This is a genomic window from Streptomyces sp. OfavH-34-F (assembly GCF_022347745.1).
GTDB lineage: Bacteria > Actinomycetota > Actinomycetes > Streptomycetales > Streptomycetaceae > Streptomyces.
This window is the reverse complement of sequence record NZ_JAKRGC010000001.1, coordinates 109533-131897: the sequence shown is the minus strand read 5'-3', so window position 1 is coordinate 131897 and position 22365 is coordinate 109533. Positions and strand designations below refer to the sequence as shown.

Here is a 22365-nt window from a genome sequence, read left to right as displayed (position 1 = left end):
GTGAAGGACGTGAAGCAGGCACCGGAAGCGTGAAATCCCGTGAAACCTCCCACCCTCACCGGTTGTGACCTAACGTCATGGCGTGGTGACTGATCTCGTCCCCTCGTCCGTACTCGCCGACGCTCTGGACCGCGCCAAGTGGTCGGCCCGTGAGCTTGTGAAAGCCATCAACCCGCGGCTGAACGCCATGGGCCAACCCTCGGTAGACCTGACCGCGGGCTACAAGTGGCTGCGCGGGCACCGGCCCCGCTCCGCCGCCGTGCGCGACGTCGTGGCAGTCGTCCTGACAGAGGCGACAGACCTGCGCTACACCTCCGCGCAGCTGTGGGGCGTCGACCAGCCGGCTGCCGAGGCCGCCGAGACCGAAGACCTGCTCGGCCCTCTGCCACTCGAACACGTGCTGCGCACCGCGTCCGAGTGGACAAGCGGCGCCGTCCAGCCCGCCCTCGTCCACTCAGCTGCCGCCGAACACCTCACCGCGGCCGTGTGGGACGCCACCCGCCAAGCCCCCGTCCCTCCCGCCCCCGGCCTGGGCGACGGCAACTACGTCGCCCCCGAGTTCGTCGACATGCTCTTCGAGCAGCTCGCCGCACTGCGCCGTCTCGACGACCGCGCTGGCGGCGGCCCCCTGAGCCAGCGCCAGGCCCGCATCGCCCTGCATGAGGCCCTGACCCTCATCCACACCGGCCGCTACAACGCAGCCACCGGCAACCGCCTCCTCCAGTACGCCGCCAGCGCCGCCCAGCTCGCCGGCTGGATGAGCTTCGACGCGGGCCTGGACCCTGCCGGCCACCGTTACCAGCTCCTGGCCATCCGGATCGCGCGCGCCGCCGGCGACACCACCACGGTCTCCAACGCCCTCGGCATGCTCGCCTACCAGCACGCAGCAGGCAACAACCCGATCCTGGCCCTGCGCTTCGCCCACGCCGCGATAGAACACTCCGCCAAAGCCGTCCCACTGGTCCAGGCCCGGGCATGGGGGCGACTCGCCACCGCCCAGGCCGCCGCCGGAGACCTGGACGCCTTCCGCCGGGCCACCGACCGATGCCGGCAGCTGAACGGCCAACGCCACAGCGACGACCCACCCTCCCTCTACTACTTCACCCCCCATCAGATCGACGCCGAGTCGGGCCAGGCACTTGTCGACCTCGCCAGCCACACCCCCGGGCGACGATCCCTCCTGCTCAAGGAGGCCGCCCACCTCCTGAACCCGATCGCCGCCCAGGGAACGGCCACCGGCTACCGCCGGTCCGGTCTCCTCCACGGAATCCACCTCGTCCGCGCCAGCATCGGAGCCCGGGACGCCGAAGCCACCGCCCACTGGATCACCGCCCTGACCACCACCCTCCCGCAGGTCCAGTCCATCCGCTGCCGCACCCTCCTCACCGGAGTCCGCACCGCCGCCGGTCGACAACTGCGCGCCGCCGGGCACGGGGATGCGCTGGACGCACTCCACACGGCACTATCGACACCATGACGCTGCTCCAGGCCGGACTTCAGTGGACACTCACCGCCGTGCCGTACGGCACCGCCGACGCCCGCGCCCTCACCCGAGCCCTCCACCAGGAGCAGCTCGCCACCTACGGCACCGCCGACGACCCCGAAGCCACCGAGAACGCGGAATTCCACGCCCCCAACGGCCTGTTCCTCGTCGCCCGGCTCGGAGACGGGCCGGCACTGGCCTGCGGAGGCTGGCGCACCCTCAACGCCTCGGCCGCCGAAATCAAACGGATGTACGTCGCGCCGCCCGCTCGCGGGCAGGGACTCGGGCGCCGCATCCTCGCCGCTCTGGAACAGGACGTGCTCGGACGAGGCCCCACCGAGATCCTGCTGGAAACCGGCATACACAACGTCGCCGCCCTCGGCCTGTACACCGCATGCGGCTACGAGCCGATCCACTCCTACGTCCCCGGCCGCAACCCCGACATCAACCGGGCACTCAGAAAGGACATCCGGCAACAGCAGGTGTCACGAGAGCAAGTCGACTCCCCGGTGCCTCCGGGGAGTCGACTTGCAGAGGCACCCTCAAGCGATCAACGCACCCCCCACGGATGATCATGTGATCGTGGAGGTACAGGTGCGTGACTACGGGTTTTCGCCGGCACAGCCGGATGAGATCTGGAGACGCTGGCGCGAGGGGCAGTCATTCGGTTTGATCGCGCGGGCGCTCGGAGCATGCCCACACCGGCACCGGCCTGGCACCGTCCCCGTTCCGCGTCGGCCTGCTGCCGCGTACCCGCTCCGAGTACGCCGTGCTCGCCGACCGGCTCTGCCACACGCTCGCCACCGCCGACGGCTACCTGCCCGCGGCTGTCACCGCGGACGTCGTCCGGACCGACCTGACCAGCGCTGAGACCGGCCACAGTCACCCGGTCCTCAACCTCACCCCCACCCAGGCCGGAAAGGTCGCACTGACCGGGCTGCGCCGGGGCAAGGGCGCCCAGATCCTCGCCGCGCTCCGCCGCCCCGAACTCGCCCGTGCCGAGGCGGCGCTGATCGCCGAGACCGACACCCACACCCCCGACGTGGTCCTCTACAGCGTGCTTCTGGACCAGGTTCGCGTGCAGAGCGGCCAGGGCGTCGGCAAGGTTCGGCGGCCGACCGGGCCCGGCCGCGGCGGGCAGGGCTGTCTCCCCCCGCCCGGCGATCCGTTCCACCGCCCGCCCGAGTTCCGCCACGGCGGCGGCCTGCTGCTCCAGCTGGACGAAGAGCCCCGCTGCGGCCGTCGCGGCGTCCTGCGGGGTGTAGAGCGACCAAGGGCTCGACAGCGCCGTCACAACGGCACGGGCGGTCTCCTCGGCCGTGCTGATCATCTCCACCGAGTCCACCGGATCGTTCAGCCCGTACTCGACCGCGGTACGGACTTCCCCGACCAGGTCATTGGGCTCGCGTACTGCCTGCCGGTCCTCCGCGTGGAGGGGCGCCAGAGCCAAGGCATCGATGACGCCTTCCCCCGTCGGCGACCGAGCCTGCTCGGCCGCCGACGGGGGAAGGCGCCGCCAACCCTTGTCGCGCTGTGGCGCGGCCCCGGCCGCGTGCTCGACCCGTGCCTAGATCTCCTTGAAGTTGGCCGTGATGCCCAGCTCCTCAAGGCGCTGCTGGACCTGTTCGGCGGCATCGGCACTGAGGACGACCTGGATCGTTCCCTGCAGGTAGCTGATCTGCCGCTCATCCAGGGCCATGTAGAACGCGCGGAACAGTGCGGCGAACCCGTCGGCGCCGTCGGCGCTGGCCAGCAGGTTGCTGGTGAACGAGAACGCCGCTTGCTTGTCCTTAGCGGATGGAGGAGTGTCGACGTCTGAGCTGCGACCGCTGGTTCCTCGGCTGTCGTTGTCGTTCGGGCTGCTGGACGGGCCGGGGCTGGCAGCCCCGCTCGGGGCGGCTCCACCCGGGGCTTCGGGGGCACTGTTCGTTGCGCACGGGCCCTCGTGGGCCGGTGCGCTGCATGTCGGGCACGCCCGGGGCTGTGGCTTCGCCAGCCGCAGGCTGGTGCTCGAAAGGTTGACCTGTCCAGGTGCGGTGACGGCGACTTCTGTGCCCGTGCCGTCGACGATGCTGACGAGGCCCTCGTTGACGGCGTCGTGGATCGCTTGCTGGAGGTCGCGGTCGCCGCCGTAGAGCAGGGGTAGTCGCGGAGCGCTGTAGAACGCGGCCCGGATGTCCGAGAGGGTCTTGCCGTAGTCCTGGTCGCGGAGGTTGTGCTGCAGTGCCCTGGGAGTGAATTCACCGACGTCGAAGACCTTGTCCCGGGCGGCGAGCGCCTTCCAGACGGCGGTGCCGTTCAGGGCGGTGAAGTTGTCGTCGTCGTGCGTGAGCTCGTCGAGGTACCGATCTCCGTCCGGGTCGGGCTGGGCGAGGAAGACGATGTGCTGGTAGGTCCGCCTGAGGGCCTTCTCCAACTGCTCCTTTGCGGCGGCGAGCTCCTTGGTTCCGGTCGTCTTGAGTTCGCTGTCGTTCTGCACTTCGGGTGCAGCCAGGGCTCTCTGCCGAGCCAGGTACTCGACGGCCAGGCTGCGTACGAGGCTGCGGCGCTGCGTGTTCGCGACCGCGTAGACCGCGCTGCTGGCCCACTGGACGGGGAGTTGCTGGGCGCCCTGCCCGAGTCCCATCGCGACGGTGAGTGCCTCGAGGGTCGACTTCTCCATGCCGTTACGCAGGCTGAACTGCGCAGGGTCGAGCACGATGAGGCGGGTCGTGTAGGCGGTGTCCAGGCCGCTCGTGGCCATGACCTCGGCTGCGGTGCTCTGCGGGTCGGCGGGCAGGAACTTGAGTTCGCGGAACGGGCCGGTGCTGGCCAGCTTCTGGGCGAACTCGGAGATGACCTGGTCACGCTCGTCGTCGGTGATGGTGCGCCGGATATTGGTGACGAGCATCCGGTGGGTGAGACGGGTGGACAGGAAGTACCTGGCCGGCTTGTTGTTGCCCTGCCCGCGGACGATGTCGAGGGCGCTTATGCCCCGGCCCTGGTCGACGAGTTCCTCGACCACGCTGTCGGCATCCGTGATCGTGTAGCGCATGTCCGGCACGCTGGTGACGGCTTTGACCTCGGGTGCGCTGGCGCCGCGTCCGCGTCCGGGACGCAGGGTACCGACGATGCTTGCCAGGAAGATGAAGGTGGCCGCGCGCTCGGCCGCGTGCGGATTGGTTTCGATCCAGGGAGCTTCGGGACGCTCCAGGTCCTGTCGGCGTGCGGTTCCCGTGGATCCGTCGTGGTTGACGATCTCGATCTCGGCGAGACTGCGGTAGTTCGCGATCGTACGGTCGTCCTCGACGAGTCCGCTGCCCAGGAGCGCTTCGCGAACGGTGCTGTCCGAGAGCGGGAGGTCGCCGGGGCCGATGAGCGCTGGCGCCCACTCGCCGGCCTTGCCGCGCTGCTGGAGGGCGTAGACCGTGGCGGCGAAGATACGGATCGTGGATCGTACACGCTGGAAGCCGGTGACCCTGCTCCACTCGTCCTTCGCCAGGGCCATCAGCATGGGGTGGAAGGGGTAGCAGGCGGCGACCTCGTCGGACCAGTTGCGTCGCCAGTCAGCACCGATCTGCTCCCAGACGTGCTTGGCCCAGGCCCGGTCGGTGAGCACCGGTTCGTAGAGTGCGGCTGTCGCGGCGAGGACCTCGCGGGCGGGCTCGGTATCGAACAGTCGCCGGCGCAGGATGTTGGCGAAGTCGCCCACCTCGGTGACTGTGGACGGAAGGCCGTTTCGTTCGAGCTGGGTGTTGAGGTCGTCGCGGCGTTCCTTGGCGGCAGCCGACAGGGCGGTCTTGTCGGTGTCGGAGGCGATCATCACCACGAGCATGGCGACGTGGGGCACGTCGTTGACTGTGTCGAGCAGGGCTCGGAGGAATGCCATGTCCTGGGCCGCGAGCTCGGGCTTGTTGCTGCCGTCGAGGCCGTTGCCGATGTAGTCGAGGATCTCGTCGACGATGATCAGCACGGGCCGGTTCACGGCGCGGATCGCCTCGGCGATCTTGTGCTTGTCGCTCCAGAACGGCTGATAGCGCTCATAGAGGGCGTAGTCCTTGGAGAACAGCCGCCACAGGAACCTTTCGTGGAGGCTGACGGCCGGCCCGTCGAGTTCCTTCACTCCGGCCCCTGCGGTCATGTTGTCGCAGGGCAGGACGACGACGTGCGGCTGGCCGAGGTCGTGGGCGAGCGGGCGGCCCATCTTGGCCCGTGCCCGCTCGGCGACCTTCTCGCCGAGCTCTGTGGCCAGCAGGGCCTCGGGGGAGGAGGCCAGGTGGAAGGCGCCGATGCAGGCGTGTGACTTGCCGCCGCCCATGCCCTGGTCGAGGCGGGTGACGGCCCGGGCCTTGAGGTGGTCCTCGCCGCCACCGATGCGGACAGCGATCTCGGTGAGCAGATCGATCAGGCGCTCGGTGGGGTGGGTGATGTCGCCGTAGTAGCCGGCGTCGGCGTACGGCGGCCGGTCCGCGCCGGTTGCGTGGACGGCCCGGAACAGTGACATCTGCACGTCATCGATCTGGCCGGAGGCATTGAGGATCTCGTCACGGATCTTCAGTGCCTTCCACCACGGTGTCACGCTCGTCGTCACTGCTGGTCTCCTGGGCTGGTGGTCATGGGGGCTCGTACGGTGTTCGTCATCAGTGCAGCCTCAGCTGGGCGTCCTGCTCCTGCTGGCGGCGGGCGCTCGCGAAGGCGCTGGCAGCGGCGGCTTCGGCGGCGCTTCCGATTCCGGCTCGGGTACGCAGGACACGGGTGAAGGCGATGGAGTCCGGGTCGTTGTCGGGGAGCCGGTCGGCGAGGAACTGCACGGTCGACCACAGGTAGGTGTCGTCGACTCCTCGCTCCGACGCCGCCAGCACCTGACCCATGGCCTGCAGTCCTTCGCCGGATGCTGCGGCGAGCGCCAGGGCGACGTCGATGGAAGCGGAGTCCCCGTCGACCTTGCCGATGTATTCGCGGGAGGTGATGAAGCGGACGCCCTTCTCGGCGTCTGCGACGAGGTTGCGCACCGAGGCCAGATCGAGGGAGGACGCGAGCGCCTGCCACCGCAGCTCGGACTTCGCCTGGACCTGACGGCCGTAGAGCCTGATCCACCACAGGGCGAACCGGGTGCGGGCGTCGAAGGCTGCCAGCGGCTGTCGGTTGACCTCGACCGCCATGGCCTCTTGGACCGCGGCGCGCGCCAGCGGCAGGAACGTGTGGATGTCGACGGGCGCGCCCTTGGCGTCGAGGACTTCGCTGTAGCGGCCCACGACTTCCATGGCCGGGCCGGCGGCGGCCATCAGCATGTCCGCGGGTGCCAGGCCCCACCGCTCCCAGTCGGGGTAGCGCTGCTTGATCTCCGTCTTGATCTCCGCCTCGACGGCGCCCTTACGGCCGGCCGGGCGGCCCGCCGGAGCCGGGCGGCAGGCCATGGTCAGGGTCGTCTCGATGTTGGCCTTGCCCTGCTGGCCGCCGGACTCGGTGTTGGCCGGCCAGGAGCCGGTCATCACCAGTCCGGCTCGCTCGATCGAGTGCAGCAGCCGCTGCCACACTTCGGGTTCCCCGTGGCCGAAGACGATCGTGACCACACCGTCGTCCCGGACGACCTGCCGCATCTGGGCGAAGGCGTCGGCGATGAGGGTGTCGTAGTGCTCGCGGGTACGGTGCTCGTCGGGGGCTTCGCCCCGTACCCGCTTGACGATGATCTCCTGACTCTTGTCCTGACAGCCGTGCGGATCGGCCGTGATCGCGAGCTCCGGCCAGGTGTTGTGCAGGCACCGCTTCGCCCACGTGTAGAAGAGGTCGGAGGCGTCCGCGTACGCGATCATCTGGTCGTACGGCGGGTCGGTGACGACCGCGGTGAAGGCACGGGGCGGGAAGGGCAGGGCGGTGGCGGTTCCCCGCTGTACGGAGGCCGGTGCGCCGCGCAGGTCGGCGAACAGGTTGCGGCACGCGGCCAGCACGTTGCTCGCGATCGAGTTCCATGTGCCGGGGCCGTCTCCGATGCCGGCCTCGAAGAAGTCGTGGGAGAAGGTGATCGACCCTTCGTTGACGAACAGGTCCCCGACGCGGGCGCCACCCGAACTCTGGAACCGGGCGCCGCGTGTGGAGCGGCGCAGCTTCTTCACCACGACGGCGGTCGCATACCCGGTCAGGGCCCGCACGTAGTCCCGTGTCATTCCGGCGGCGGTCAGTTCGTCGCCGAGCTCGTTGATGATGCGTGCGAGCCGTACGTACGACAGGGTCTGGCGGGTGACCATGAAGTCGCCGTAGGTCTTGGCCCCGTAGATGCTCGGGCCGATGATGTTGTTGTTGCCCGGTGCGATGCCTTCGTCCGGAACAGCGGGCAGGAACGGGCTGAACGCCGGCTCCGCGGCCAGCGCCCGGTCGGCCATTGCGACCGCCTCGCGTTCTGCGTCCGTGGGCTGGCGGAAGGTCTTCTGGCTCTTGACGTCAGTGTCCGCAGCGAGGACCAGAGCGTCCTGACCTTGTCCCTCGTCCAGCAGGCGGCGGTGCACGGCGAGCGGGTGGACGTGGTTGCAGAACACGCAGATCGCGCTCTTGCCCGCTACCTTCTTGCCGTTCACCACGGCGTTGGTCAGCGTGGGCGTTCGAGTGGGCTTGCCGGGGGTCACGACCGCTTCCCACGTGCCGGAGGCCCGGTCCGCGTCGATGTAGAACGACACGGCCCCTCTGTCGCCGCGGGCCGGCATCAGCTCGTAGGAGCCGATGAGCGGGAACCGGTGGTGGCATTCCTGGCAGGGGATCGTGACGGACCACAGGTAGCCCCACGGCAGGGCGCCGTTGTGGCGGGGGTAGACGTCGCTCATGGCTGCCGCGTGCCGAGTCTGGATCTCCGCGAACAGTGTTTCGAGATCGCCGAGCAGCCGGTCGGTACGGGACATCAGGAGCTGGTCCCGCTCTTCCCCGAAGGGAAGCTCGGGCTCCTCGCTCCAGTCCTCGAACGGCGCGGAGGTGAGCAGGTGGCTGGCGAGCACCGCGACCGGGCTGTAGTCGACGGCCGATGCCTGGACGCCCAGGCGCGCGGATTCCAGGGGGATCATGCCCCGCCCCGAGAACGGGTCGAGCGTGGTCGCGCCTTCGGGGTTCGTCTTGGCGATCTCGGCCTGCAGGTCGCCCCATGCGGAGTAGCGGCCTGTCATCGCCTCCCGGACCAGATTCTGCAGCCGCGTCTGCTCCTCGGCGTCGTCGGGCCACGGCAGCAGCGAGCAGATGGTGGCGGCCTTGGCCTGGGCGGTGGGCCGCTTGGCGAACCACATGAACAGGGAGATCTCGCTGTTGCCGGAGCCCCAGCCCTTGTCGCTGTTGGCCGACACCTCCGCGCTGGGAAACCATCGTTCGATCATCCTGGTCATGTGTTGCTCCCCGGTGCGTTCTTGAGGCTGCTGCCCGGGACGCGGAAGACCGCGCTCCCGGTCATGTCGTTGGCGAAAAGGGTGGCGGGATCCTGGTAAGCGCCGAAGAAGCGGCCCCGGCCGTCGGCACACTGGTCGATGACGTAGAGCCAGTAGTCCTTGCGGTGCTGGGTGGCGATCAGGACCTCGTTGCCGGTCATCCGGATGCCGTCACTGGCCGCGCTGCCCAGCACGCCCTTGACCTCGACGTGCCGGATCTGGCTGTTGCGGCGAGCTTCCAGGTCGTAGCCGCGGCTCTCGGTGTGGACGTCTTCCACGGTCCACCCGTCATCTTCGAGGAGGTTCTGGACGTGCCGCATGGAGACCAGCTCGGCATCGAGCTCCGCCTGGACTGTGACGTCGGCCGCGGCCAGGACACGGATCCGACCGATCAGTTTCGGGTCGGTCAGCTGCACGTCCGCGAGCCGTTCGAGTTCGTCAAGGCGCTGGGCAGTCTGGGCCTGAAGACGGCGCCGCAGCTCGACCCGCTTGGTCCGGTCGTCGATGTCCTCGGTAAGGCTCAGCGGCAGATTGGTCAGGTCGCGGCGCGCCTGGGCGAACCAGTCGGCCCGTACCCGCCGGTGCTCGGCAACCGTGGCGGCGGCCACCTCGCGGGCCGTCGTGAGCGCATGCCCTTCGCGCGCGGGATGAGGCGCGGTCCCGTGCTGGCCGGTGGGCACCAGGTTGGCCAGGGTCTCCCACCGCACCGGGCGGGCGTTGCCGCTGTCGTCGACCTTGACCAGGCTCGCCCAGATGCTGGCACGCTTGCCATCGCTCTCGGTCATGGTCGCCGTGTACGCGTACAGGTCGTACGGGGTGAGGCTGGTGGGGTCGGCGGCGGCGCCGGACTGGTGCAGGTCCTCGGCCAGGGCGTGCTCGGCCATGCCGATCAGGTCGGCGAAGCCCGGCTCGCCGGGCCCGAGGGTGATGGTGTCGCCGACGTCGATGCTCTCCGCGGCCTCGCGCACCGCGTCGCCGCTGGTGGCGATGTGGACCTCGCTCGCGCTGCCGAGCGTGGCCGGGAACCGTGCCCCGCCGGTCAGCGACAGTCTCCGGAATCCAGTGCCGGCGGCGGTAGGGGCCGACCGGAGCACGCCGGCGGCGGCGAGCCGGTCGAGGTACGCCTCGACGATCGCGGGGTTGATCCGGGCGAACAGGTCGCGCTGGAGCAGGGTCAGCGCGGCGACCGCGTCGACCTGGCTGGCCAGGCGGCGCTCGTTGTCGCGTACCTGCCGGGCTGCGCGGGTGAGTTCCTGCGCCTGGACGGCGCGGGCGGCGTCGATCGCCTGCTGTTTCTTGATCTCGTCGTTGCCGTACAGGTCGGACAGCCACTTGTCGTAGTCGATGCCCGTGATCTCGGCGACCGCTGACAGGCTGTCGAACATCTGCCCGCGCAGCTCGTTGGCCGCGGTGACGAAGTGGTCCAGCAGTCGTAGGAGCGTCTCGCCTTCCCGTGTGTCGGTGGCGACCAGGTTGTACAGGTGGACGTCGCGGAGCTGGCCGACGCGGTGGATGCGTCCCATGCGCTGTTCAAGGCGGACCAGGGACCAGGGGATGTCGTAGTTGACCAGCACGTGCGCGGCCTGCAGGTCGATGCCTTCGTTGCCGGCGTCGGTGGTGACGATGACCTGGAACTCGCCTCGCATGAAAGCCCGGCGCACCTCGTCGCGCTCGGGCTTGCTCTGTCGTCCGGAGTACAGGCGGGCGGTGAACCCCTCGGCTTCGAGGCGCTTGGAGATCCACTCGGCCGAGTCCGCGTACTCGGTGAACACGACGGCCTGCTCGCCGTTGCCCGGGAGAATGCCGTGCTTGGCCAGGCAGTCCCCGGTCAGCCGCTTCCACTTCGACGGCGTCCACGCCGGGTTGCCGATCGTGGCGTTGATCTGGTCCGCGAGGTTCTTGATCGCCGCCCGCTCGGCTCGCGTGGACGTCGAGCTCGTGTGGATGACCTTGGCCTCGTCGATCTCCGCCTCGTCGCCCTGGTCCTCGCGGTCGGCGATGAGGGCTGCTTCGGCCTCGCTCATGGCGCCCATGTGGTCGTGGCGCCGGCGGAGCGTCTCGGCGAGGGCATGCAGACTGGACGCGGCCCGCTTGCCGTAGACCATGCGGGCAAGCGGCTGGGCCGAGGGCGCGAAGTACCGGTCGACCATGTCCAGCGCGGCCTGGTAGAAGCCGTACTCGGTCTGCGACAGGGCGACGCTGTGGTTGTGCGCGGTTCGGCCCTTGAACAGGCGCGTCTTGCCGTCGTAGTCGACCAGGTCTTCCTTCATGCGTCGCAGGAAGTGGATCGGGCCCGGCCGGAGAGCGCTGAGCTCGACGTTGGGGTCGCTACCCGGGTCGGGGTAGATCTCCGGATCGACCAGGTGCAGAAGATGCCGGAAGAGCCACTCCTTGCCCCGGTGCGGGGTGGCGGTCATCAGCAGGGCCCGCGGGGTGTTCTTGGCCAGCAGCCGGCCAACTTGATGAAATCCGGCCGCGGTCGGGGTCAGCCGGTGTGCCTCGTCGAAGACCACCAGGTCCCAGCCGGCCTTGTCCGGCCGGATCGCGTCCTGGACAGCGGGGTTGACCGCTGCCAGCTCCAGGGAGGTCACCCACAGGTCGTTGGAGTTCAGCGCGTTCTCACGGACCGTGGCCGAGGTGAGCTGCCGCAGCCCGCCACCCAGCAGCCGCTCGAAGTCGTCCACCCACTTCGTGGCCAGGTTCGCCGGGCACACGATGATGGCGCGCTTGACCAGGCCCAGTCGCTGCATCTCCCGGATGTAGAGACCGGCCATGATCGTCTTGCCGGTGCCCGGCTCGTCGGCGAGTAGGAAGCGCAGCAGGGGCTGCGGCAGCATCGCGCCGTACACGGCCGTCGTCTGGTGCGCGTACGGCTTCAGCGGCGTGGCCGCCATGGCACTCGACTCTGCGTTCGTGGCCGCCGCGTACATCCACTGAGTCCACATGGCTGCCAGCACCCGGGCAGAGTCGGCCCGGCCATCACTGACCAGCGGACGAACCGTCTGGGTATCACCGGCCGCCAGGTTCACCTCGTGCCGGCGGTCTTGGTCGTCGACGAGGATAAGGTCCCACGAACCCGGCTCGTCGCCCGGCAGAGCGAAGCGGATGGTGGCGAACTCAGGCACTCCGGCCGCCCGGACCCGCACCCGCTGCCCGCGTTCGAACACCACGTCGTGCTCAGGCTGCATGCTCATGCGCGCGTCCCGTAGTTCGTCCGGATCCAGCGGGCCAACAGCGGATCGATCACACGCCATCCCTGGTCTGTGTCTTCGATGAGCCCAGTGGCGACCAGGTGCGGGGTCGCCTTCTGGGCCGTGGTCTTGGGAAGCCCCAGGGCCCGCAAGGCCCGGGCCGCCATGGGCGTGCCGTATTCGGCCACCGCCCGCAGTACCTTGCGCTGCCCCACAGTGAGCCCGCTCATCGTGGCGCGGGCCTCCGCGTCGACCTGTCGCAGGGCTGAGGCGATCGCTGCTTCGAGATCATCGGGGGTAGCCCGCTCACCCGCAGCAACTTCCAGCCACAGCAGATGGGCCAGCAGCATGGTCCTCTGGGGATGCCCCTCACCCGCCGCAACGAGCCCGTCCACCACGCCGGACACGTCCCGGTTTCCCGCAGCGAACCGGTCCTTGATCACCTCACGGAGTTCCGCGGGCGGCAGCCGGTCCAACCGGAGCGTCCGCGTCTGCCCCATGCGGTGCTCCCCATCGTCCGGCGCGGTCGACAGCATCCCCGGTCCGCCGCCGGCGAAGAGGTAGGAGACGGCCTGCCGCTGCCGCCACGCGTGCTGCCAGATCAGGGCCTGCGCCCCCGGGACCCCGGCGACGGACTGAAACTCGTCCAGCACGATCAAGATCCGCCCGGGCTTGTGCTGAGCCAGCTGAGCGGGCAGCTCCATCAGCGCGTGCAGCGCCGGCCCCGGGTCGGTGGCGGGCTTGTCCGCCATGGTCAGCGCGAAGCCGGCCCCAGAGATCGACACGCCGACCTGAGCGCTGCCGAGGATCTTGCCTGCCGTTGGTCGGAGATCCTCGGGCGTGTGCTGGGCCCACGCACGCTCCAGGCGAAGTACCAGGTCGGAGAGGCTGGCAACCTCGAACAGGTCGGCGGTCACCACCATCAGCTCGGCCTTCTCGCTCTCGGACGCGATCTTGCGGATCAGGCTCGTCTTGCCGTAGCGCCGCGGCGCCACCAGGCTCATCAGCCGGCTCTCGCGGGTCCACTCCCTGATCGTGTCGGCTTCCGACCGCCGGTCGATCATGCAGTCAAGAGGGACTGGCCCGTCGAACGTGAACGGGCTCGCGGTGTCCCGCATCGCCGACTCCCAGAGGTATGCCGCAGGGCCTACAGAAGGTACGCCGATAGCGTACCCGTCCGGTATGCCGTCGGCGTACGCCTTTGGATGATCCGATGCATCCGCCAGGCGGCGTGGCTCGTCGGCGGCTTCGCCGCCCTTCCCGCAGGGCAGCGAAGCCCAAAAGGAGGCCGTGCCCTCCGCCGGGGTTGTGGCCGCCAGCGGTGGTGGCTCGGTCAGTGACGGTCGAGGGGCCCATACAGTGCCGCCGGCTGGTTGGTCATCAAGGCCCAGTACCGATCGCCGCAGCTCCAGTGCCACCACTCGGTCGAATAATTGACCAGCCCGGCTGCGGACAGGGCGTTGGCCAACAACGCCCTGTTCGCGCGGGCCTGGGGGCTGATCAAGGCGGCGTCCGTGTAGCAGGCGCCGTCGCTCTCCTCTGGGTTCGCGTTGACATGGGTGCCCATGTCCAGTTCGGCACCGGCGGCGTTCACGAGGGTGAGGTCGACGGCGGCGCCAGCGCTGTGCGGGGCGATCTCCGGAGGGGACACGAACCGGCTGGCGGCCTGGTGGACCTGCTCGTCGGACCAGGCCGGGTTGGCCGCGCGAAGCTCGCCGGAGTATTCGTCGAAGTACCGCCGCTGAAGGTCGGGCGGGCGGTAGCCCTCGACGAAGAGGAGGCGCAGCCCATTGGGCAGGAGCGACTGGGCGTGGACGAGCCGGTCGAGGACGCCGCGGCGCAGGTGGACGTACGAGCCGGTGGAGTCGGCTCGGCGGTCGTCGACCAGCAGAGTTCCCCGTACGTCGACGAGCGGCTCGCCGCAGTCGGCGACGGGGATGGCCGCCACGCGGGGGTCGGACATCAGGACGATCGGAGCGGGAGCGAGGGTGATGTGCATCCAGGGCGCGGCGTTCTCGCGGTAGGAGTGGCCGAGGGGCTCGATGCCGCTCTGGTCGGTGAGGGAGAACCCGGTCACCATGACCGTGGTGGAGCCGTCGGCCACGGACACCACGTGTGACCCGCAGTCGGGACAAAAACCACGCCGGAGAGTCGGATAGGTCGCGTACCACTTGGGCTCGCCCCCGGGCCCGGTCCAGATCAGGGAGTCCAGGGGGAAGCCGACCCACAGCACTGCGGGCCCGCCGGAGATCCGCGTTTCATGGACACAAGAACACACTTCCCTGTCAAGTGCTTGTGTTCACATCTTGCGCCCCTTCTTTGTAGCGGCGCGCAGTGGCGGCTGCCGGAGGAGCGGGACGGCCAGCCGAAGGACGGGATGAACCGTTCCCGTATGGCCAATTTTGCTGTGTTGTCTGGTGTGTTGAGGCCGCTTCGATGAAATTGATGTAACCCTTGCCCGAGGGCGGCTCGCTATTCGTCACCGGTACCCCGATGCTTGGAGCACCCAGATTCCTGGAATCCGACACCGCCTGAATACTCAAAGCCCTTGCTCTCACTTCCGCTTTCGCCCCTCGGTGGGGTGGCAGCTCGAAGGCGGTGTCAGCCGGTCGCGCTGGGCTCTGTCTGTGCCACCGAAGGCAGCCAGCGCACGGCGTTGTCGTGGAAGGACGCGTGGATCGGCACGAGGTCTTCGCCGGTCGTGTCGTCGAGGGCCGTGACGTTGATGCCGATCTCCGGGATGTCGCTGTCGATCGCCGCGGTGCGGCTGCCGCAGGTTATGGCGGCACTATGAGGTGTCTCAAAGATCGCGAGATTATGCGGTCTTCTCATGTGTCTCACCATAGGTCAGGAGTGCGGGTTGTCCGTCACCGTGGAAGAAGCGGCTGCCGAGGTATTGGTCGCCAGTCATCGCACTGTCACAGGGCTCGCCACCGTGGACGGTGCGGACGTATCCGGGGTTCTGCGCAGGGCTGGTGTCGAGGAGGGGCAGCGATTCGTCCTCATGCCTGCCGGTTCCTACGACGTGCATCTGAACCGGATGATCAGGGACTTGCCGAGCTGGGGTGTCCGCTCAACCAACGGCCAGGAGGCGTACTGCTCGGACTTGACGCTCGTGTGCCGTTTTCTTCACGAAGGTCGGGGCGGCAAGACGATCTGGGAGATGAACGGTGCGGATCTGCGTGCTCTCAAGCAGGCCCGACTCTTCGCAGCGAACCCCGACGAGCGGATCGAGTACGGCACTTGGAACCGGATGGTCGCTTCGCTCGACAAGTGGGTGCAGTGGTCGCTCGACGCGGAACTCCTGACCGAGGAGCCGTTCCGGTACGTCGACAAGGTGGTGATGACTCCGCACGGTGCTGTCCAGGTCCGGGTGAACGCGGAGGCGGAGCCGGGCAGGAGTGACCGGCCGATCAGGTTCCTTCCGTACGAGGACTACCTGCTGTGGCGGGACGTGGGGCTGCGCGGCTTTCTGCCGGACGGCGGCCGCGACCCGAAGTGGCGTGGGCGCAACGGTGAACGCAACGCGCTGTTCGCGGACCTGCTGGTGTGCACCGGGATGCGCCTGACGGAGGCGTCATGCCTGCTGGTACCCGAAGCCCCGCCGCTGGCCCACGGTCGAGGGGCCTTCCATTTGTCAAAGTCGACGACGAAAAGAGAGAAGGCCCGCACGGTCTACGCGCGCCGGCGTGTGGTGCGCGATCTGCACCACTACCTCACGATCGAGCGCGATGAGGTGGTCCAGCGTACCCGCGAGGCCGGGGGCTACATCTGGAGGAACGGGCACCGGGTGCTGCGGTCGAGCCGGCAGGCACTGCTAGTTGAGGGCCGGCCGCGGGCCTGGGCCTATGCGGGCATCGGGTACGAGGACCGACTACGGCTGGTGTCGGTGGATGCGCAGGGCAGTGAGCTGGGGCCGCTGTGGCTTTGGCTGGGCGAGGGCGGGCAGCCGCTGAAGAGCTCCACATGGCAGTCCGCGTTCCGGCGAGCCAATGAACGGTGCGCGGGCTTCGGCCTCGACTTCGACGTGCACCCGCACACCCTGCGACACACGTTCGCCGTGCACATGTTGGGGCTGCTGCTGCGGCAGACGATCCGGGCGATGGGCATGGCCGAGGACCGCCGTTTCACGTTGGCCCAGATCAAGCGGATGCTGATCGGCAATCCGATGCGCAAGCTGCAGCTGCTGCTCGGGCACACCCAAGAGCGAACGGTCTACCTCTATCTGGATGTTCTGGACGAGGCTCAGGAGATCGTCCTCGCGGCGCTGGCCGAGTGGGACGAACAGGCAGCGGTGCTGGACAGCATCGAGGTCCCGGAGGCTGGCCTGTGAGCCCGAAGCGCGTTCGGTTCTCGGCGACCACGGCCCCACCGACGGCGGATCCGGTGCCGAGCATCGGGCCGGTGGTGTTCTCCGTGCCCGTCCTGGTGCTCGGCACGGAGCAGGAGGTCGATCTGTCCGATCTCGGCCATCCTCGGCTGGTCCGGCCACTGGCCAGTGCCCTGATCGAGGAACTCGGCACCAGAGGAGGCGTGCGGCAGCGAACGCGTCTGCAGGAAGCCGTCCAGACGGTCCGCGCATTCGTCACGTTCACCACAGCCGCCTTGGAGGGGCACGGAGAGCTGGCTCTGGACGACCTGGAACCGGGCCTACTCGACGGCTTCGAGCAAGCCCTGGCCAACCGATACAGCGCGGATAGCAAAGGGGCCAGGGCGGCACTCTTGCTGCTCCTACGGTTGCTCCGCAGGATCGATGAGTCCCATCCCCGCCAGTTCGAGCTGGAGTTCAGCCACCGGATCAACTCCAAACGGACTTCCGAGGAAAGCATTGCCGCCAAGCCGCTCAACGCCTACCCGTTCCCGGTGTTCGAAGCGTTGGAGGCTGCGGCTCTGGCCGGCGTCGGCACGGTCCGCGACCGGATCCTGGAAGGCGAGACGCTCGCAGAGAAGGGCCATGACCCGCAGGTACACGGATGGGACCGGCTGGAGAACATCTGCTGGTACCTGGCGAACTGCGGTCCGCTCACCTTGGACCACCGCGGAATCCCCGCGATCACCAAGCACGGCGGGAGGGCAGCGCTGAACTCCCGCTTGTACCTGACGCCCAGAGACATGGTCCGCTTCCAGGTCCTTCTGGCATGCCAAACGGGGCTGGAGCCCGAGGCCATCAGAGAACTGCGAGCCACCTGCCTGGTCAGCCCGGCTCGCGGCTACGTCACGATCAGCTACCTCAAGCGCCGGTCCCCAGGCGAGCAGAACAAGTCGCTGCGTGTACGCGACGGCGGCACACTCCGCACCCCGGGCGGCGTCATCCGGCTTTCTCAGCGGTTGACCCAACGGGCCCGGGACATGATCGGAGCTGAGGAACTGTGGGTGCTTCCCTCCGGGACTACGGGCGTGCTGGCGCCCCGATTCACCCGGACTGTCGCGGTGGACACGGTTCCCCGACGGGCATTCCTGGCGGAGCACAAGATCGACGCGATGAAGGACCACGACGGTGGTGGCGTCTCGCTGGACCTGCGCCGGATCCGCAAGACGTTCAAGTCGCGGCAGTACCTCCGCGCGGGCGGGATCCTGCCCGACTTCGTCAGCGGGCACTCACCCGGGGTCGCGGCCCGGCACTACGCAGACATCCCCGCCCACGACGAGATCCACGACTCCGCCGTGGAGGCCGGACTCGCGGAGGCGCTGGCAGTCGCGCTGCCGCCGCCCGTCGTACTGGCCGACGATGGCAGCCGGCTGGACGACGGAGACGAGGACCTGCCGCCTCAGGCCGTGCAAGACGCGCTGTCCGGCGCGACGGACGTGTGGCTGTCCTCGTGCACCGACTTCTTCGCCTCACCGTATGCGCCGAAGAAGGGGGCACCGTGCCCGGTCCCGCCCTGGGTGTGCCTGGAGTGCCCGAACGCCGTGTTCACCACCCGACACCTGCCGGCCGTGCTGTCCGTTCTGGACACCATTGAGCGCCAGCGCGAGGAGTTCTCGGTCCCCGAGTGGCAAGCCCGATTTGGCCTCGCGCACGAGCGCATCACCACCGGGGTCTTGAACCGGTTCAGCGCCCGCCAGACCACCACCGCCCGCGCGATCGCAGAGGCCGGCGGCCCTCGGCTCGCCCTGCCCACCTCCTTCTTGGAAGCGATCAAGTGACCCTCAAGTTCGAGACCTCACTCCCGGTGCAGACCGGCCCCGCCCCCGACGACTTCGTGCTGCCGAAGAAGTTCACCAAGGGCAAGGCGAACCGGGGCCCCCGGTTCGCCGACGACGTGTGGGACCTGCGGGAGTTCCTCCCGCGGACCTCACGGCACACCCGGGTGAACTTCCTCCTCTTCGAAGAGGGCCTGCAGCGGCACACAGCGAAGGAGTTCGCGTTCGCGCTCCTGCGCGAAACGCCAGGCAGTCAGCTTCGCCCGGCCAAGCCCACCTCCCTCCCCCAGGCGCTCACGACCCTGGCCCGCGTCTGGACGCATCTCCGGACCGTCGGCGTGGAACGGCTCCAGGACGTGCGCCGCGAGCACTTGAAGGCCCTGCTCCCACTGCTGCGATCGTCGACTCCGGCCGGGGTCGAGGACCAGGTCAACGCACTCAAACGACTGGCCGAGTTCGGCCCGTACCTGTCCTACGACAGGCTCACCCTCAGGCCCTGGCCCTACCGAACCGCCCGGCAGATCTCCGGAGCCACGAGCAATCACGAGAACAGCACTCCGCGTATCCCTGAGGAGATCATGCGGCCCTACCTGGCCGCGGCCGTGTTCTACGTGCGGCTCGCCAGCCACGACCTGCTGGCGGCCCGCGAGGAGCTCGCCCGCACGAGGGAAGCGACGAAGGCTCAGCCCCTGCCAGCGCCGTTCGGCAGAGAAGGCAGCCAGACGCGGCGAAAAATCGAGCAGTTCATCGAACGGCGGCGGGCGGAAGGCCGCGGCCTTCCGGCTCTCCCGATCGAGCGTCATCACACCGCGCCCGACGCGCCGGTCATCGACGGGATAGTCCAAGCCCCGAACCTGGCAATGATCAAACACTTGAGCGGAACCCGGTCCATCCATCACCTACGCCCCCTCCTCGTGGCCGTCGGCAACGAGCTGGGCTGGGAACCAGGCGGACTTCCCGCCCGAGCACTGTGGCCAGCGACCGGCAAACCCTGGCGAGCCTCGCTGAGCGCAACCTCGATGAACACCGAGACCGTTCAACTGCGCGTCGCCTGCTGGATCGTCATCGCCTACCTGTCGGGCATGCGCGACATGGAAATACGGGAACTCGGGCGCGACTGCGCATTCACCGAGCTCGGCGCCGACGGCCGAACCCGGTACAAGATCCGCGGACGTGTCTACAAGAACCGCAAGCTCTCCGGCGACGAGGTCAACTGGATGGTTCTGAAAGTCGTCCACGAAGCTGTCGAGGTGCTGAAGCTCATCAATGACGACCCGACACACTTGTTCGGATATCGGCAGGGCTCGGGCTACGTCCTCCTGTCCACGATGCCACTCCGGCTCAAGAACTTCCGCGACCATCTGAACCTCCTGTTCAGCACGCCGGAGGGCCCCTACATCCCGCTTCCGATGGCTGAGGAACTTGAGTTGGACACAGAACTCGTCGACGATGTCGACAGCGACGGGGACGACGAAGCAACGGACGAGGACCCCCTGGCCTGGTCGTTCGATACACGGCAGTTCCGTCGCACGCTGTCCTGGCACATAGCCAACCAGCCCTTCGGGGTCGTCGCCGGAACCCGGCAGTACAAGCACGCCAGCCACGTGATCTTCGAGGGATACGCCGGGACTTCGGCTTCCGGGTTCGCCGACGAGGTGGCCGCCGACAAGGCCGTCGCCCTGCTGGACTACGTCGAAGACCTCTACCACGACTGGAACGAGGGCGGCCGGTCCGCGGGCGGCGCGGTCAAGCGGGTCGAAGCCGAATTCGACCGCATCCGCGCGGAACTCGGGGACTTGCCAGGGGTAGTCGCGAGCCCGGAACGGCTGCGGACCATGCTGCGGCATCTGACCCGCACCCTGCACCCCGGCGCCCTCAACGACTGCTTCCACCACGCCGACACCGCGGTATGCGGCAAGCGTGCCAAAGCTGTCGGGCGGCCCCTGCCCATGCTCAACATGTGCCTAACCTGCCCGAACTCGCGCCGCTCGTCCATCCACCTGCCCCGATACCGCATGAGCCGCGACTTGGCCGGCGAAGAGCTCAAGGACACCGAACACCTGCCGCCGCACCAGCAGACGGCCATCGGCGAGTTCATCGCCATGCTGGACGGCGCCATCGAGGAACTCAAGGACGAGGACGGTGCTCGCGTATGACCACCCCGCCCACCCAGACCGTCTTCGCCCGGTTGGCCCGAGACAACCCGGACCTGACCGACCGCGACCGGCAGATCATGAGAGCCTTCGAGCGACTGCTGGACAGCCAGCCGGAGATCACCGACGGGTCGATCACCGCGATGAACATCGCCGCCGAGGCCGGCATCTCCCGAGCCTCGTACTACCGCTCCCCGGTGGCCGCCGCCGTGAAGGAAATCCTGGCCATCCCGCAGATCAAACTCCCGGAGGTCGACGAGCTCAAGACCGAGCTCATTCGCCTGCGCAAGGAGATGCGCACGCTGCGTGCAGACCGGGCGGCCGAGATCCGCGAGCTGAAGGACACCGTGGCCACCTACGCCAACCAGATCCAGGCCCTGACGTTGCTCAATGAGGAGCTGGTGGAAGACGCGCGAAAGCTCCGCACCCAGTTCGCCGAGCACTCCGACGGTGTCGTACGGCCCTTGCGATAGACCCGCATCCCAGGCGCGACGACCGTACTCGCGGCGCCGAGGAGTCCGCACCGGCTCCTCGCCGTGCTCCTGGTCCCACCCTGAGGAGTAGCGGCGCCGCCGGAGTGGGTACGTCTGTACGGCGAAGGGGCCGCATCCCCCCGCTATCGACCGGGGGATGCGGCCCCTTTCGGCACCTGGCCGGGGCGTTCTACAGGGAGCCGTCGATCATGCCCTTGCAGAGGGCTGACCACTCGCGGCGGTTAGGCACAGAGCGGGGCGGGAGAGTTTCTTGGAGTCGCGGACGGCGATGCCGCCGCCGGGCAGGTCGGTGATCTCCACGCTCGACCTTCCCCCGGGCAGGGACCAGGCCCAGGAGGAGTCCGTGTCCTGGTCCAGCAGCAGGATCTTGCCGGCGTCGATGACGATGCCCGTCACGCGTACATGCATGCGCCGACGCTACCGCCTACGAGGACCTCCCGAAGGAAACACCGATGACACAGCCGTCCACCCGCGCCGCGGCCCCGGTGGTGATCGCCGTAGGCGGACTCGGTGCCCGCGTGGGGAACTGGTCGCCGTATCTACCCAAGCCACTTCGCCCGGTCGGGGGACGGCCGGGCCTCGCGCGCATCGTGGACGAAGCCGCCGTCCTCGGCAGCCAGCATGCGGTCGTGGTCCACCATCCCTACTACACACCGCTGATCGACTGGGCCCGGCAGATTCTCGCCCCCGGCGCCCTGGCCCGATACCACGCGCTCACCACACAGCCGCCCAGCCAGCGTGCCGGAATTTGCCGGCAGGAGTCATGGCGTCGGGCCAAGGCATGTCGGGGAGGAGTCGGCGCACCGGTGTGGGGCGTGCATGTACGCCCCACACCGGTGTTCGGGTCAGTTCTTGCCGAGCAGGGTGTTCATCTGGGTGATTTCCGCGCTCTGCGAGGTGACGATGGCATCGGCCATCTTCTTGGCAGGCCCGTAGACGCCGTCGGTCTGCTCGCTCTTGGCCATGGCCACCGCACCCTCGTGGTGCTTGATCATCATTTCCAGGAAGGCTGTGTCGAACGCCTTGCCCGAGGACTTCTCCAGCTTGTCCATCTCTTCGGCGGTCATCATCCCGCCCGACTCGTGCATGGAGTGGTCCATGGCGTCCTCGGCGGGCACGTCCTCGCCCCAGGAGGTGAGCCATCCAGACAACGTCTGGATCTCCGGGTCCTGGGCCTTCTTGATGTCTTCGGCAAGCGTTTTGACCTGTGCCCCCTGGGCGCGGGTGGATGCCAGATCGGCCATCTCCACCGCTTGGCGGTGGTGCGGGATCATGCCCTGGGCGAACATCACGTCCGCGGCGTTGTGCTGTCCTTGGGAAGCCGACGCTGAGGCGGACGGCGACTTCGTGGTGTGGCCGTCGTGTCCGGAGGTGGTGCTGTCGTCACTGCTGCCGCAGGCGGCGAGGACGACAGCGGCCGCGCCTGCGGTGGCCACGGCAACGGTACGGCGGACGAGGGATCGCTTGCTGGTCATGGTGGTGCAACTCCTTCGAGCGCGGCGGGGCGCGCTGAATTCACGG

The 22365-nt window shown here is 68.5% G+C and carries 15 protein-coding genes; 6 read left to right on the top strand and 9 right to left on the bottom strand.

Annotated features, from left to right (window positions below):
• Window positions 1-82: 82 nt before the first annotated feature.
• Together MHW47_RS00620 and MHW47_RS00615 are read left to right on the top strand one after the other, a co-directional pair.
• Window positions 83-1477 carry a hypothetical protein gene (locus MHW47_RS00620; protein ID WP_239220571.1) on the top strand — a complete coding sequence of 465 codons (1395 nt, stop codon included), beginning with the start codon at window positions 83-85 and terminating at the stop codon, window positions 1475-1477.
• Entirely contained in the window at window positions 1474-2055 is a 582-nt protein-coding gene (locus tag MHW47_RS00615; RefSeq protein WP_239220570.1) for a GNAT family N-acetyltransferase, read from the top strand. The genes MHW47_RS00620 and MHW47_RS00615 overlap by 4 nt, the downstream gene beginning before the upstream one ends.
• Here MHW47_RS00615 and MHW47_RS00610 read toward each other — a convergent pair.
• From MHW47_RS00610 to MHW47_RS00580, 7 genes are all read right to left on the bottom strand, one after another.
• Window positions 2034-2933, bottom strand: coding sequence for a hypothetical protein (locus MHW47_RS00610; protein WP_239220569.1), 900 nt, complete (start codon window positions 2931-2933; stop codon window positions 2034-2036). The two genes, MHW47_RS00615 and MHW47_RS00610, sit on opposite strands and share 22 nt — an antisense overlap.
• 117 nt (window positions 2934-3050) lie before the next feature.
• On the bottom strand, window positions 3051-6053 hold the full coding sequence (locus MHW47_RS00605) for a DUF499 domain-containing protein (protein WP_239220568.1): 3003 nt from the start codon (window positions 6051-6053) through the stop codon (window positions 3051-3053).
• A gap of 49 nt (window positions 6054-6102) precedes the next feature.
• Window positions 6103-8823: a DUF1156 domain-containing protein gene (locus tag MHW47_RS00600; protein WP_239220567.1), complete on the bottom strand. Its 2721-nt coding sequence runs from the start codon at window positions 8821-8823 to the stop codon at window positions 6103-6105.
• Entirely contained in the window at window positions 8820-12056 is a 3237-nt protein-coding gene (locus tag MHW47_RS00595) for a helicase-related protein (RefSeq protein WP_239220566.1), read from the bottom strand. The genes MHW47_RS00600 and MHW47_RS00595 overlap by 4 nt, the downstream gene beginning before the upstream one ends.
• A complete protein-coding gene (locus tag MHW47_RS00590) occupies window positions 12053-13171 on the bottom strand; it encodes a hypothetical protein (protein ID WP_239220565.1) in 1119 nt (372 codons plus the stop codon). The genes MHW47_RS00595 and MHW47_RS00590 overlap by 4 nt, the downstream gene beginning before the upstream one ends.
• Before the next feature lie 215 nt (window positions 13172-13386).
• Entirely contained in the window at window positions 13387-14052 is a 666-nt protein-coding gene (locus tag MHW47_RS00585; RefSeq protein ID WP_239220580.1) for a M15 family metallopeptidase, read from the bottom strand.
• Window positions 14053-14654: 602 nt separating this feature from the next.
• A complete protein-coding gene (locus MHW47_RS00580; protein ID WP_239220564.1) occupies window positions 14655-14885 on the bottom strand; it encodes a hypothetical protein in 231 nt (76 codons plus the stop codon).
• A gap of 28 nt (window positions 14886-14913) precedes the next feature.
• Here MHW47_RS00580 and MHW47_RS00575 point away from each other — a divergent pair, with 28 nt between their 5' ends.
• Genes MHW47_RS00575 through MHW47_RS00560 form a run of 4 tightly spaced genes read left to right on the top strand, consistent with a single transcriptional unit; the run spans window position 14914 to window position 20823 of the window.
• Window positions 14914-16386, top strand: coding sequence for a tyrosine-type recombinase/integrase (locus MHW47_RS00575; RefSeq protein ID WP_239220563.1), 1473 nt, complete (start codon window positions 14914-14916; stop codon window positions 16384-16386).
• Window positions 16383-18200 (top strand): hypothetical protein, encoded by a 1818-nt coding sequence (locus MHW47_RS00570; protein WP_239220562.1) that lies wholly within the window; start codon window positions 16383-16385, stop codon window positions 18198-18200. The genes MHW47_RS00575 and MHW47_RS00570 overlap by 4 nt, the downstream gene beginning before the upstream one ends.
• Window positions 18197-20353 (top strand): hypothetical protein, encoded by a 2157-nt coding sequence (locus MHW47_RS00565; RefSeq protein ID WP_239220561.1) that lies wholly within the window; start codon window positions 18197-18199, stop codon window positions 20351-20353. The genes MHW47_RS00570 and MHW47_RS00565 overlap by 4 nt, the downstream gene beginning before the upstream one ends.
• Window positions 20350-20823, top strand: a complete 474-nt coding sequence (locus MHW47_RS00560; protein WP_239220560.1) for a hypothetical protein — start codon at window positions 20350-20352, stop codon at window positions 20821-20823. Before MHW47_RS00565 ends, MHW47_RS00560 begins: the two co-directional genes overlap by 4 nt.
• 207 nt (window positions 20824-21030) lie before the next feature.
• On the opposite strand, the gene MHW47_RS00555 is transcribed toward MHW47_RS00560, so the two are convergent.
• Window positions 21031-21252, bottom strand: coding sequence for a DUF397 domain-containing protein (locus MHW47_RS00555; protein ID WP_239220559.1), 222 nt, complete (start codon window positions 21250-21252; stop codon window positions 21031-21033).
• Window positions 21253-21689: 437 nt separating this feature from the next.
• Entirely contained in the window at window positions 21690-22319 is a 630-nt protein-coding gene (locus tag MHW47_RS00550) for a DUF305 domain-containing protein (protein ID WP_239220558.1), read from the bottom strand.
• Window positions 22320-22365 lie beyond the last annotated feature (46 nt).

Coding starts and splice junctions, on each gene's coding strand:
- MHW47_RS00615 (WP_239220570.1), top strand. CDS start 1,474: ATGACGCTGCTCCAGGCCGGACTTCAGTGGACACTCACCGCCGTGCCG.
- MHW47_RS00600 (WP_239220567.1), bottom strand. CDS start 8,823: ATGACCAGGATGATCGAACGATGGTTTCCCAGCGCGGAGGTGTCGGCC.
- MHW47_RS00595 (WP_239220566.1), bottom strand. CDS start 12,056: ATGAGCATGCAGCCTGAGCACGACGTGGTGTTCGAACGCGGGCAGCGG.
- MHW47_RS00590 (WP_239220565.1), bottom strand. CDS start 13,171: ATGCGGGACACCGCGAGCCCGTTCACGTTCGACGGGCCAGTCCCTCTT.
- MHW47_RS00585 (WP_239220580.1), bottom strand. CDS start 14,052: ATGCACATCACCCTCGCTCCCGCTCCGATCGTCCTGATGTCCGACCCC.
- MHW47_RS00580 (WP_239220564.1), bottom strand. CDS start 14,885: ATGAGAAGACCGCATAATCTCGCGATCTTTGAGACACCTCATAGTGCC.
- MHW47_RS00560 (WP_239220560.1), top strand. CDS start 20,350: ATGACCACCCCGCCCACCCAGACCGTCTTCGCCCGGTTGGCCCGAGAC.
- MHW47_RS00555 (WP_239220559.1), bottom strand. CDS start 21,252: ATGCATGTACGCGTGACGGGCATCGTCATCGACGCCGGCAAGATCCTG.
- MHW47_RS00550 (WP_239220558.1), bottom strand. CDS start 22,319: ATGACCAGCAAGCGATCCCTCGTCCGCCGTACCGTTGCCGTGGCCACC.